10 protein-coding genes are annotated in these 12703 nt (G+C 68.8%); 3 read left to right on the top strand and 7 right to left on the bottom strand.

What is annotated here, in order from left to right; all coding sequences use genetic code 11:
* Window positions 1-264 precede the first annotated feature (264 nt).
* Entirely contained in the window at window positions 265-936 is a 672-nt protein-coding gene (locus AC07F0_RS34935; RefSeq protein WP_478983947.1) for a hypothetical protein, read from the top strand.
* A 53-nt stretch (window positions 937-989) separates the two neighbouring features.
* On the top strand, window positions 990-1601 hold the full coding sequence (locus AC07F0_RS34940; protein ID WP_478983948.1) for a hypothetical protein: 612 nt from the start codon (window positions 990-992) through the stop codon (window positions 1599-1601).
* An 87-nt stretch (window positions 1602-1688) separates the two neighbouring features.
* On the opposite strand, the gene AC07F0_RS34945 is transcribed toward AC07F0_RS34940, so the two are convergent.
* The 6 genes from AC07F0_RS34945 to AC07F0_RS34970 all read right to left on the bottom strand — a co-directional run bounded on the left by AC07F0_RS34945 (window position 1689) and on the right by AC07F0_RS34970 (window position 5514).
* Window positions 1689-2171: a hypothetical protein gene (locus AC07F0_RS34945; RefSeq protein WP_478983949.1), complete on the bottom strand. Its 483-nt coding sequence runs from the start codon at window positions 2169-2171 to the stop codon at window positions 1689-1691.
* A gap of 59 nt (window positions 2172-2230) precedes the next feature.
* Window positions 2231-2932 (bottom strand): hypothetical protein, encoded by a 702-nt coding sequence (locus AC07F0_RS34950; RefSeq protein ID WP_478983950.1) that lies wholly within the window; start codon window positions 2930-2932, stop codon window positions 2231-2233.
* Window positions 2929-3501, bottom strand: a complete 573-nt coding sequence (locus tag AC07F0_RS34955; RefSeq protein ID WP_478983951.1) for a hypothetical protein — start codon at window positions 3499-3501, stop codon at window positions 2929-2931. Before AC07F0_RS34955 ends, AC07F0_RS34950 begins: the two co-directional genes overlap by 4 nt.
* Before the next feature lie 12 nt (window positions 3502-3513).
* The gene (locus AC07F0_RS34960) at window positions 3514-4782 is read right to left on the bottom strand and encodes a putative T7SS-secreted protein (protein WP_478983953.1); all 1269 of its coding nucleotides are present in this window, start codon (window positions 4780-4782) and stop codon (window positions 3514-3516) included.
* On the bottom strand, window positions 4779-5081 hold the full coding sequence (locus AC07F0_RS34965; protein ID WP_478983954.1) for a hypothetical protein: 303 nt from the start codon (window positions 5079-5081) through the stop codon (window positions 4779-4781). Before AC07F0_RS34965 ends, AC07F0_RS34960 begins: the two co-directional genes overlap by 4 nt.
* Before the next feature lie 133 nt (window positions 5082-5214).
* Entirely contained in the window at window positions 5215-5514 is a 300-nt protein-coding gene (locus AC07F0_RS34970; RefSeq protein WP_082319687.1) for a WXG100 family type VII secretion target, read from the bottom strand.
* 356 nt (window positions 5515-5870) lie between these two features.
* On the opposite strand from AC07F0_RS34970, the gene AC07F0_RS34975 reads away from it, so the two are divergent.
* Window positions 5871-10514, top strand: coding sequence for an FtsK/SpoIIIE domain-containing protein (locus AC07F0_RS34975; protein ID WP_478983955.1), 4644 nt, complete (start codon window positions 5871-5873; stop codon window positions 10512-10514).
* A gap of 181 nt (window positions 10515-10695) precedes the next feature.
* On the opposite strand, the gene AC07F0_RS34980 is transcribed toward AC07F0_RS34975, so the two are convergent.
* Window positions 10696-12684 carry a serine/threonine-protein kinase gene (locus AC07F0_RS34980; RefSeq protein WP_478983956.1) on the bottom strand — a complete coding sequence of 663 codons (1989 nt, stop codon included), beginning with the start codon at window positions 12682-12684 and terminating at the stop codon, window positions 10696-10698.
* Window positions 12685-12703 lie beyond the last annotated feature (19 nt).

The following is a 12703-nucleotide window of genomic DNA, read 5'->3' on the forward strand; positions in this document are numbered from 1 at the left end:
GCCCCTCCACGCGCCTGCTGGTCTCCTCCACCCCGCCGGAGCTGCTGCGCAGCGGCGAGGGGGGGGGGGGGGGGGGGTTCTCCCCCCCCCCCCCCCCCCCCCCCCCCCCCCCGCATGAGCACGATCAGGACACAGCCAGCCCCGGCGAGGGGCCATACTTCCCGAATTGCCCATGTCCTCTCGGAAGTTCGCACTGGTGAAACCAGGAACCTCAGCGATACCGTCGGTGCTCTTGACTGAACTTCTGTCTCACGGGGAGTCACTGTGAAGCGCCGCGCATTGCCCGTTAGTACCGCACTGGCGGTGACGGCGGCACTGCTGCTGACGGCCTGCGGCAGCGGGGACGACAAGTCCAGCGACAACGACAAGACCGCAGGCGCCGGCCAGGCAATGGAGTCCCCGGAGGAGTCCGCGGAACAATCGGGGACACCGGCAGAGAACAGGCCGGACGGCGTCGACGTGTCCCTGCCCAAGGACATGAACCTGGTCTTCGACTGGGACAAGCCGAAGGACAAGAACGAAGCGGCGGCGATGGACGACGCCTCGAGCTACCTCCGTGCCATCTACCGGGGCGTCGACAAGCGCACGACCAAGGACGCGGCCGTGACCACCTACGCCACCGGCGATGGGCTGCGCTATGCGAATACGCAGATCGACGCCTGGATCGACGGCGGGTGGACTGCCACCGGAACGCTGCGCCACTACGACGCCACCACGCGGTCCACTACGAACGGCAAGTCGGTAGAGGTCGCGTTCTGCGCGGACTCAGGGAAGTTCTACGGCAAGGACATCAAGTCCAAGGAGGTCCTCAAGACCACGCCCAGCCTCGAAGACTTCGACTACTTCAAGATCGTGATGGTCACGTTGCCCACAAGTACGGACCTGTGGCAGGCATCCAAGGTGTTCGTCGAGACGGCGGCGGAGAAGTGCCGGTGAGCAGCTCACGACTGTCCGTCAACAGGTGACAGGGCGAGAAGGAGACGGAAAGCGTGGGAGGCACGGCCAAACCCCGACGCCGCAAAGCAGCTGCCCCTTCGCTGCAGTACGAGCGACATGCGGGCAAGCGGCGTACCAGCGGCAAGGACGCGAAGAAGAAGGGCGAGTTCGTCTTCGGCTGCCTGGCCTTTCTCTGCATCACAGGCGGCATCGTCCTCCTGGCAGTCGTCGACATACTGTGGGGCGACGACACCTGGCAGTGGGCGGCAGAGGCGTGGCCGGGCGGGGCCTATGTCTTCGCCGCATGCCTGGGGGCCCTGGCCCCCTGCCTGGTGCTTCTCTCGGTATGGTCGCTGAGCAGCATGAAATGGAAGTCCTGGAAGGCCCACCCCGCCCGCACGCTGGTCCGCACGGGCCTCGGCGTCACATCCGCCGTCGTGCTCGTCCCCTACGTGAGCCTCGTCTTCAATGCCCAGGACACCGGCAAGTGGGGCCGCGGTCGCGACACCACGCCAAGCTGGGTGTTCAGCAACTATCCCTGGCTCTGGGCAGTTGGACTGCTTTCCACGATCGTCACGATCACAGCACTCGTCCGCGCAGCCTTCGTCATCACCGACCGCCGACGCACGGAGGCCCAAGAGGCCACTCAGCCGACAGAGGCCTGACGGATCCGCTGGGATACAGCACTGGGACACAGCATCAGCTGGCTCGTCATGGCTACGCCGTCCGGGTCTGTGAATTCACGCGGTTTCTCAAATCCACCGCAGTGAGTGCGACATGGCATCGCAGAGATCACCCATCGGGCCTGCGGTTCCGCTTAGCGGTATGGAAAATGCCAAGTGCAGGTAGCCCACATCACCAGGCATGCGGACATGGAAGTCGATGGTCGACTCGGTGAGCAGACGGACCGTCCGCCCCGCCGGCAGATCGATGACCTCCACCTCGGCTCCCGCTGAGCGCTCGGTCAGTGCGTCGGCGAACGCGTGCGGCTCCGGTGTCAGGCCCGGGGGCATCGGCACCAACGAAATCAGGAGGGATGCCGGCATGGCCGACTCGCCCGGCGCTTCCGTCCTGAGGTAGAACTCCAATGCGCCGCGCCCTACGCCTCGTTCGGCGACATTGCGCAAGGTGGCCCAGAGACTGCGCGCCGCTTCAGCGGAACTCCTCCCCCTGGAGCTCTCCTTGTCCACGAAGACCTTCAGCTGTCGCCGCCAGCGCTCCTGGGTGAGGTCCACACAGAACCAGTCTCGCGGTACCAGGAGCCGGTAGTCGGAAGGCGGCGTCCCGGCGGCGGTCACGCCTTGGCCTCAGAAGTGATCAACCGCGAGCCGTCGGCGTGGTAGAGGCGGATGCTGCTGACAATGTTGCCGAAGATGGTGGAGAAGGTATCCCAGCCTGCCGGGGTGGGGGTTGCCATCTCCATGACGACGGTCGTGCCGTTGGGAAGCGGGACATGCACACGGATGTACCAGGTCGGGAACTCCAAAGACTCACCGTTCTCCGTGAAGTCGCCGCCGAGCTTCGTCTCCCGCGTTCCGATACAGGTGACCGCTGAACCACAGGGAAGCTCAATCTCGGAGACCTCGCCTGTCTCGGGGCGGCGCAAGCTCGATGCGATCTCCCGTACCGCGGCACGAGTTCCGCCCTGGACATCCGGACTGTCGACGAGCACAACCACCACGGTCGCCGTGCAGGGTGCATTGTCGACCGCGGTCAGGCAGATGCTCGCGTACTCCGCTCCTATTTCGTACAGATCACCGGCGACGAGGGCACAAACAACCCCGAAGCTCGTCTTGTCGTCGTCTCCGGCGCCTGGCAGTGCCTTCTCCGCAAGCTCTTCCAGGAGACGTACTGCCTCGTCATCGTCGTCCTCCCGAACCGGGAGATCGTGGAAGATCTCGGGCATTACCCAGCGGACGTGGATATCGTCCGCGCGCACCGCCGGTGGAGCCGCATGGGTCGGAGTGAACGTGAGCGGTTCGGTCTCGATCGTCACGAAGATTGTTCCTGGTCAGGGATGGGGCGGTCAGGTGCCTCGGGGAAGAACCTCCGCGATGTGAGGTACATGCCGTAGTAGGGGTACAGGAGCGGGATATCAGCACCTCCCCGTCGGGCGATCCCAACGATCTCGCGATAGAGACGGGCCCTGCAGCGCGTGTTCCGGATGGTCTTCTTGCGTACGTCACGCAGTCTCATCAGGAAGAGCGGCACCGTGCAGGCTGCGAGCAGCAGGGCGTCCACCACGAAGAAGGCGATCTGGAACTGACGAGATCGCTCGGATGCGACCAGATCCCAGAAGGGCCAGGCTCCCACACCCAGGATGAAGATCGGGAGAACAAGAAGACAGCCCAGAAGACTGCTCTTCTCCGTGTCCTCACGCCGCTGGAAGAGCATCCAGTGCACGGCCCGGTCATCGAGAAAATCGAACCGGACCTCGCGCCCATAGCGCTCGGCAGCCGCTTTGGCCGCCGGAACGGCGGAGATGACCGACGAGGGAATCATGTCGTGGACGGTTCCCTGGTCGTCCACGAACTTCCCGAACTCAAGCGCTTGGTAGTCGCCCATAGCGGAACCTCCTCAGCCTGTGGGAGCCAGAGCGGCGTTGAACGAAGTCGGAGACGGACTCGGTCGCGGTGCAGGCGAGGGCGTGTTCGAGCCGTCGGAGGGACTTGGCGTCGGATCCGGGGCGGGGGTCGGCCGCGCATCACCTGGAGGTGAACTGGGCTGATCCGGACGTTCCTGGGTGTGGTGGGCTATTCCGAGCTGAGCAGCAAGATTGGCCACGGCGCTGCCCTTGATGTATCGCGTAAGGAGTTCAGGATTGAACCCCTTCTCGGGGAGCACCTTGATGCCTTTCTTCGAAAGGAGCTTGGAGGCAAAGACGACACCCTTGTTGATGTTCTTCACCGCGAAGCCGTTCGTGAAGGCAGTCCAGACCCCCTGCCTTGCGGCAAGCAGTCGCCCGCCCTTCGCGGCGGCACTCAGCCCCTTGAGCGCCCCCAGGCCAGGCATGATGCCGAGGACATCCATGCCCATTGCCATGAGATCAAGCTTTCCACCACGGGCGAAGACGTCATACAAACGGCCCGTGAGTGCCGTGGCACTCAGTGCGGACGCCAGACCGACAAGGAGAACCGGCGCCAGCGCGCCGGCCGAAAGAACGACCGCCGCGACGAGCGCCACCGCCGCGACGATCGTGGCGAGTTTCGAGAACAAGTCCGCGTGATCTGCGAGCCAGTCCATGATGCCGCCGGGATCCCGCACGCCGTCATGATGGATGACGTTCTTTATTCGCCTGGCGGCTCGGTCCGCCGCATCGTCACGGACCTCCTTCGCAGCCTCGATCTTTCCGCGGGCGCTGAGCAGGATTCTCGCTGAGTCGTCCCGCTTCTTCTCCAGCCGGGTCCGCTCCGTCGCATCCGCCTTGGACGGGGACGTGCCTTCGTAAGACTCAAGATCCTTCATCGCCGACTTGTGGTCGGCCTCCGCTTCGCGGAACTCCTCCAGCGCCTTGTCCGCCATGCGCTGCGCCCGGTGCAGCTCGCTGGCGTACTCGTCGCTCTCCCCGTCCATGACCTTCGTCCCGAGCGCGGTCGCCGCTTCGTCGTAGCGGTCGTACGCCTTCTTCAGCCGACCGGCGGTGTCGCCCGCTGTCTCGTGAAAGGCCCGTCCTGCCTCGCTGTCCCAGCCGTCGACCGACGCCAGCGCCTTGATGTTCCGCGCTTGCTTGTCGATCTCCTCGGCCATGGCGCGGAGTTTCTTGCCCAGGCGAGCAACCTCGTACGGGTCACCGGGAACGGGGTCTGAATCGTACAGTGGCGACCAGTCCTTCGGCCTGGCTGTCACTTCTTTGCCTTCTTCCCGTTCTTCTTGGCGTCTCGCAGTGCGTTGGCGAGTTCGTGGTCCATCTTGTCGTAGGACTTCGCTGCGTTGCCGGTGAACTTGGCCAGGTTCTCGATGTCCTGCATCAGCTTCTTGCGGTTCTTCTTCCACGTGTCGGAGAAGTCCTCGAACACATCACGGAGCTTGCCGCTCCCCAGGTCTTCACCGAAGCCGTCAGCGGGATTTCCGTGTTTGTCGAACTCCTTGTGAATGCGGAAAAGCGAGTCGGAGCAGTCCTTGATCATGTCAAGGTCCGCTCTCATCCGGTCGCCCACGGTGTCTCCCTCTCGCAGACGCGAATCCGTCATACCGGCGGTTAGCCGAAGCACGTTGCCCAGCCGCGCGGCGCGGCACCCGTGAACAGGCACCGCGCCGCTCCGCTGCAGCCGAAGACCCTTACTTGCGAGCCTGCTTGGCCAGCTCCTCGTCGATCTGCTCGAACTTGTCGGCAGCCATGGTCAGGTAGTCACCCATGCCGTCAAGGCCGTCCAGTGTCGTCTTCGTGCCCTGCACGAACTCGTCGAAGTTCTCGTCGAACGCCTTCGACGACGACTTCGTGACGTAGCCGGACTGCACGAGGTTGTTGATGTACTTGCGGAGGCCCTCGAGCTTCTCCTGGAGCTTTTCCTTCTCCTTCACGACATGCTTGGCAGCTTCCCGCATGTCCTGATATGTGATGTCAAGGTCCTTGGCCATGAAGCCGCTTCCTCTCACAACGCCGCAGGGCCAACCCCCGTGGCTCCCTGTTTGCGGACTCATCGGCCTCCCGGCCGAGTTGGCGGTCGCACGTGGCAACCGGTGTGATCGTCCGCTCTTGCGTCAGCAGCTTACGGGTGTGGTCTTGGTGCCACATCCCTGGCCTGTGAACGAGCCGTCATGAAGTCGTGTACGTCGTTGCCATCGGGAACGTCACGGCGCCTCCCCATTGCCTCGCCGCCGCACCGAACGGATATCGTCCCTTACGGCTGTGACCCGTGTGACTGACGCGAACGGGGCAGCCGCCACACAACCACCGCGGCCACACCGGCCCAGTGGCACGGGGAGGACTAGTCGTGCGCCTGACTCTGACCGTCGTCGACCCGTACGGCGGTGGTACCGCCGACGTGGTGCTCGATGCCGATCCTGAGTCCACCGTGGGGGACATCGCGCAGGAGCTCGCCAAGCAGGTCGGGCACAGCGGCGCGCAGGTCATCCCGCTGGGACAGCACCGCCAGGTGCCGGCCAACAACGCGCCCCTCGTGTACGTGGACGGGTACGCCGTCGATCCGAGCGCCACCGTCGTCGGATCGCCCCTGCGCGACGGCGCCGTCGTCAGCCTCCAGGATCCGTCCGGGTGTCTGCCCGGTGAGCCCACCGGGCTCGTCGAGCTCCGGGTCGTGGGCGGGCCCGCGGCCGGGTTCGTGCACCGGCTCGGCGTCGGGCGCTACGACATCGGCAGCGGGGCCGCCTCGTACGTCCGGATCGACGATCCCGAGGTCGACGCCCGGGCCCTGACCCTCTCCGTGGCCACCGACGGCACCTGCCAGGTCGCCGTGCACATGGACGAGGACCTCGTCACCCTCGACGGCAAGTCCCTCGCCGAGGACGAAGAGGACGAGCAGAGCGAAAAGAAGAAGAGCGGGAAGAAGAGCGGCAAGAAGAAGGGGCAGGAGAAGGAGGAGAAGGGCGGCCCGACCGACTGGCCCCTCGGGGCTCAGATCGGGATCGGCAACACTCTCCTCGAACTCACCCGCTACACGCCCCCCAACGCCGCCCTCAAGTGGTCCGACGACGGCATCGGCCTCGACTACAACCGCCCCCCGCGGCTGCGTCCGCCCGAGCGGCAGACCAACTTCCGGTTGCCGTCGCCGCCCCGTGAGTACGAGGCCCGGCCGCTGCCCTGGCTGATGGCGCTGACGCCGCTCGTCGGTGCCGTCGTGTCCGTGATGATCTTCCAGCGCTGGTACTACCTGATCATGGCCGCGCTGAGCCCGTTCCTGCTCTTCGCGAACTACTACAACGACAAGAAGCACGGGCGTAAGTCGCACGCCAAGCAGGTTCAGGAGTACGAGGAGCAGAAGGCGCGGATCGAGAAGGACGCTCAGGACGCGCTGGTCGCCGAGCGGAACGACCGGCGGCACGCCATACCCGACCCCGCCACCGTCCTCGCTCTGGGGACCGGGCCGCGTACGCGTCTGTGGGAGCGGCGGCGGACCGACCGCGACCATCTCCTCCTGCGGGTCGGCACGGGGCAGTTGCCCTCCGAGGTCGTGCTCGACGACCCCGAGCAGGACGACCACCGTCGGCAGGTCACCTGGAAGATCGAGGACGCCCCGGTCGCGCTGCACCTGCGCACCCTCGGTGTCATCGGCATGGCCGGGCCCGGGGATTCCGCCCGCGCTCTGGGGCGGTGGGCCGTCGCGCAGGCCGCGACGCTGCACAGCCCGATGGACGTGCAGTTCTACGTGCTGAGCGACAACGCCGCGCAGGAGTCCTGGGACTGGGTGCGCTGGCTGCCGCACGCCCGGCCGTCCGGCGGGCAGGACGTCAACGTGCTCATCGGGACCGACGCCGAGACGGTCGGCGCCCGCATCGGCGAGCTGACGCAGATCCTCGACGCGCGCAAGAAGGCCGCCGAGCAGAACAAGTCGCAGGGTGGTTCGAGCTTCACTGACCCCGACATCGTCGTGGTCTGGGACGGGTCCCGGCGGCTGCGGTCGCTCCCCGGTGTGGTGCGGCTGCTGCGCGAGGGCCCTTCCGTCTCCATGTTCGCCATCTGCCTCGACGCCGAGGAGCGGTTCCTGCCCGGCGAGTGCCAGGCGTACGTCGTCGCCGAGCCGAAGGCCGAGGAGTACGAGCAGGCCCAGCAGGTCCAGCAGCAGGCCCAGCAGGTCGCCGGTGCCTTCCCCTCCTTCCAGGCTTGGCACACCACCGACCAGCAGCCCGAACAGGCCGGCCGTACCGAGAAGTTGCGGTTGCGTGTGGAGGAGGCCGGCGCGGAGCGGCTGAAGGACGTACGGCCCGACTTCGTCTCCCCTGCCTGGTGTCTGCGGCTCGCCCGGGCGCTGTCGCCGCTGCGGGACATCAGCGGTGAGACCGAGGACTCGGCCCTGCCGGGCTCCAGCCGGCTGCTGGACGTGCTGCAGCTGGAGCCGCCGACGAGTGACGCGATCGTGGCCCGGTGGCGGATGGGCGGGCAGTCGACGCTGGCCGTCATCGGGGAGTCGTACGACGGGCCGTTCGGCATCGACATCCGCAAGGACGGTCCGCACGGTCTGATCGCCGGTACGACCGGTTCGGGTAAGTCGGAGCTGCTGCAGACCATCGTGGCGGCGCTGGCCGTGGCGAACACGCCCGAGAACATGACGTTCGTGCTGGTCGACTACAAGGGTGGCGCGGCCTTCAAGGACTGTGTGCATCTGCCGCACACGGTCGGCATGGTGACCGACCTCGACGCCCACCTGGTGGAGCGGGCCCTGGAGTCGCTGGGTGCGGAGCTGCACCGCCGCGAGCACATCCTGGCCGCCGCCGACGCCAAGGACATCGAGGACTACCAGGACCTGGTGCGCCGGGATCCGTCGCACCAGCCGGTGCCCCGACTGCTCATCGTCATCGACGAGTTCGCGTCCATGGTGCGTGACCTGCCCGACTTCGTCACGGGGCTGGTCAACATCGCCCAGCGTGGCCGGTCCCTCGGTATTCACCTGCTGCTGGCGACCCAGCGGCCGTCCGGTGTCGTCTCCCCCGAGATCCGCGCCAACACCAACCTCCGTATCGCGCTGCGTGTGACGGACGGCGGCGAGTCGACCGACGTCATCGACTCGCCCGAGGCCGGGCACATCTCCAAGAACACCCCGGGCCGCGCCTACGCCCGGCTCGGGCACGCCTCGCTGGTGCCCTTCCAGTCCGGACGCGTGGGTGGCCGTCGGCCCGGTGCCGCCGACCCTGCCGTGCTGATGCCCTGGGTGGGCCCGCTGACCTGGGAGGACCTGGGCCGGGCCGCGCTGGTCAAGCCGAAGGCCGAGGCCCGTGAGGACGAGGAGATCACCGACCTGAAGGTCCTCGTCGACACCATCCGGGACGCCAACCAGTCACTCGGCATCCCGCCCCAGCACAGCCCGTGGCTGCCCGCCCTCGACGAGACGCTGCTGCTGGACGAGATCGAGGTTCCCGCGTTCGCCGGGGGCGCCGGCACGCTGCCGCCGGCCCCGTACGGCATCGAGGACCTGCCCGCCAGCCAGTCCCGCCGCCCGGTCGTCGTGGACTTCTCGTCCTTCGGCCATCTGATGATCGGCGGTGCGCCGCGCAGCGGCCGCTCGCAGGTGCTGCGCACTCTCGCGGGCTCCATCGCCCGCACGCACTCGGTCGCCGACGTGCATCTCTACGGCATCGACTGCGGCAACGGCGCGCTCAACGCGCTGACCCGGCTGCCGCACTGCGGCGCGGTCGTCAGCCGTAACCAGACCGAGCGGGTCGTGCGGCTCGTCAACCGGCTCAAGGGCGAGATGGGCCGGCGCCAGGACCTGCTGTCGGACAAGGGCTTCGCGGACATCGGCGAGCAGCGGGCCTCGGTCTCCGAGGACGAGCGGCTGCCGCACATCGTGGTGCTGCTCGACCGCTGGGAGGGCTGGGTGCCCACGCTCGGCGAGATCGACCACGGTTCGCTGACCGACGAGTTGCAGACGATGATGCGTGAGGGCGCGAGCGTCGGCATCCACCTGGTCCTCACCGGCGACCGGACCCTGCTGGTCGGCCGTATCGCTACCCTCACCGAGGACAAGTACGGTCTGCGGCTGGCCGACCGCAGCGACTTCTCGGCGCTCGGCATCCCGGTACGCAAGGTGCCGGAGGAGATCCCGCCGGGGCGTGCGTTCCGCAACGAGTCCGGTACGGAGACGCAGTTCGCGCTGCTCGCCGAGGACACCAGCGGCCAGGGACAGGCCGCGGCGCTGGCGGCGATCGGCGAGGCGGCCACGGCCCGCGACGCCGAAGTGCCGCGCGCGCGCCGCCCGTTCCGCGTCGACAGCCTGCCCAGCCGTATCTCCTTCCCGGAGGCCTGGGAGATGCGCGACCCGGACGCGTCCCGCTCGCGCCTGTGGGGTCTGGCCGGCATCGGCGGCGACGAGATCATCGGCTTCGGCCCCGATCTGGCCCAGGGCGTACCGGCGTTCGTCGTCGCGGGCCCGGCCAAGTCGGGCCGCTCGACGGTCCTGCTGAACTTCGCGCACTCCTTCCTGGCCCAGGGCACGCGCCTGGTCGTCGCGGCCCCGCGCCAGTCGCCACTGCGCCAACTCGACGGCGCGGATGGTGTCCTGAAGGTCTTCACCGGCGACGACATCGACGAGGACGAGTTCGAGGAGCTCGTCGACCAGGCGTCCCTGGAGGAGCCGATCGCCGTGCTCATCGACGACGGCGAGATCCTGGAGGACTGCGACGCCGAGAGCCAGCTGAAGAAGCTCGTCTCGCGCGGCGCCGAGCGCGGCCTCGCCCTCGTCATCGCCGGTGACGAGGAGGACGTGTGCAGCGGCTTCTCCGGCTGGCAGGTCGACGCGAAGAAGGCCCGCCGCGGCATCCTCCTCTCCCCGCAGGAGTCCTCCAGCGGCGACCTCATCGGCGTCCGCCTCAACCGCAGCATGGTCGGCGGCCAGGTCGCCCCCGGCAAGGGCATGCTCCACCTGGGCGACGGTGAACTGCGCACGGTCGTCGTCCCGGGATGAGGCGTTGAGCAGGGGTTCGGCGAAGCCGAAGCGGAGGAAGGCGGCGGGGGCCGCGCTGCGGTACGAGCACCGGCCGGGGCGGCCGACCGTCGACCGCTGTGGGCTGTCGGTCTCGTCGCCACGCTCGCCGCGGCCGCGCTGCTGATCACCGTGCTCGTCAAGTACAGCGGTCGGTCCTCCGCTACCGCACCCTCGACATCCGAGCCTGAGGACGACCCGAGTCCTCGCTCTCCGACCGGTACCGGAGGTCGTCGCCCACCGGCGTGAGGCGCACGGTCGTGGGGGCCGGGTTGCAGCCGCCGTGGTTGGTCTTCGCGCCCACGGACGTCGCGACGAGCTCCTTCTTCGTCACCTGCTTCAGGGTCAGTACGTCGACGCAGACGCCGCCGATCTGGTCGGTCTGGCGCAGGCGCCCCAACTCCTGGCCCACTGCGGCCCGTTCGACGGTGATCCGGAACGTGCCGAGGGGCAGCCTGCCGTCGAGGGCGGTGCCCTGGCCCTCCCACGTGCCGAGGTACGCGGCGGGCACGGCGCCGGAAGGGGCGGCGCTCGCCGTCGCCGCGGGGGGAGAGCCGGCGCCCGCGCCGGAGTCGCTCGTGTCGTCGTCGTGGGAGGTGCGGTCCGGCAGCAGGTCGAACACGAACACCGAGCCGATCGTCACGGCCGCCATCGCTCCGGCGACCGCCAGCGCCACGGTGCAGCTCAGCTTCCGCACGCGGCCGCCGCCCTCCGGCGTGGACGTCGCCGCCACGGAGACGGACACCCGGCCGGGGCGCCGGCCGGCGGATGACGGGGCAGCGGATGACGGGGCGGCGGTGTCGTCCTGCGGACCGCCGTCCCGGGGTGCGGGTACAGGGGCGGGGGTGGGTGCGGGTGCGGGTTCAGGTGCGGTGGGTGCGGGTGCGGGTTCAGGTGCGGCGGGTGCGGGTGCGGGTTCAGGTGCGGCGGGTGCGGGAACAGGTGCCGGTGCGGGTACGGCGGTGGAGGGGGCCGGTGGCGCGGGCATCACCGGCGGCGGCCCGAACACGCCGGCCGGACCCGCTTCCGCCGGCGTCACCGTCTCACCCGGCGTCACCGTCTCATCCCACGTCACGCTACCCACCGGCCCCACGGCCTCCCCCGACGCCACACCACCCACCGGCCCCACGCCCTCCCCCGACGCCACACCACCCACCGGCGCCACGGCCTCCCCCGAAGCCACCACCTCCCCCGCGGCCACAGACGGGCTGCTGAAACCGACCGGCCCCGAAGGGCCCCCGGCCGCCCCGGGCCCCGTGGCCTCCAGGTTCAGCAGCCGCACGGCGCTCCGGCTCACCTGCTCCACCAGCGCCCCCGGCAGCCACCCGCCCGCCACCAGCCGGGCCGCGCCCTCGGGCGCCAGCCGCCGGGCCACCTCGGCGGGGGCGGGCCGCGCGTCCGGGTCCTTCGCCAGGCAGGCCGCCGTGAGCTCCCGCAACGGTCCGTCCAGCGAGCCGAGTTCCGGCTCCTCGTGGACGACCTTGTAGAGCAGGGCCGCCGAGGAGTCCCCGGGGAAGGGCGGTTCGCCGGTCGCCGCGTACGCCAGGACCGCGCCGAGCGAGAAGACGTCCGCCGCGCCCGTGACGCCCTTGCCGAGGATCTGCTCGGGCGACATGTAGCCGGGCGAGCCGATCGACACGCCCGTGGAGGTCAGGGACGCCGTACCGTCCGTGGCCCGTGCGATGCCGAAGTCGATCAGCAGCGGACCGTCGAGTGTGAGCAGGACGTTCGAGGGCTTCACGTCCCGGTGCACCAGGCCCAGGTCGTGCACCGCCGCCAGCGCCTCGGCCAGCCCCGCCCCCAGGACCCGTACGGTGTGGGCGGGCAGCGCACCGCCCTCGGTGACCGCGGCCGACAGCGGGGGGCCCGCCGCGTACGCCGTCGCCACCCACGGCACGCGCGCGTCCGGGTCCGCGTCCAGGACCGGTGCCGTCCAGGCGCCGCCGACCCGGCGCGCGGCCTCGACCTCGCGGTGGAAGCGGGCCCGGAACTCCTCGTCCAGCGCGAAGTGCGGATGGACGATCTTCACCGCGACCGTACGGCCGCCCGCGCTGCGGCCCAGGTAGACCCGGCCCATGCCGCCCGAGCCCAGCCGGCCGAGCAGCCGGTAGGGCCCCACGACGGTGGGTTCGTCGACTTCGAGCGGCCGCATGGCGTCATCCCTCCCCCGT

It is taken from the genome of Streptomyces sp. NPDC045955, assembly GCF_056430805.1.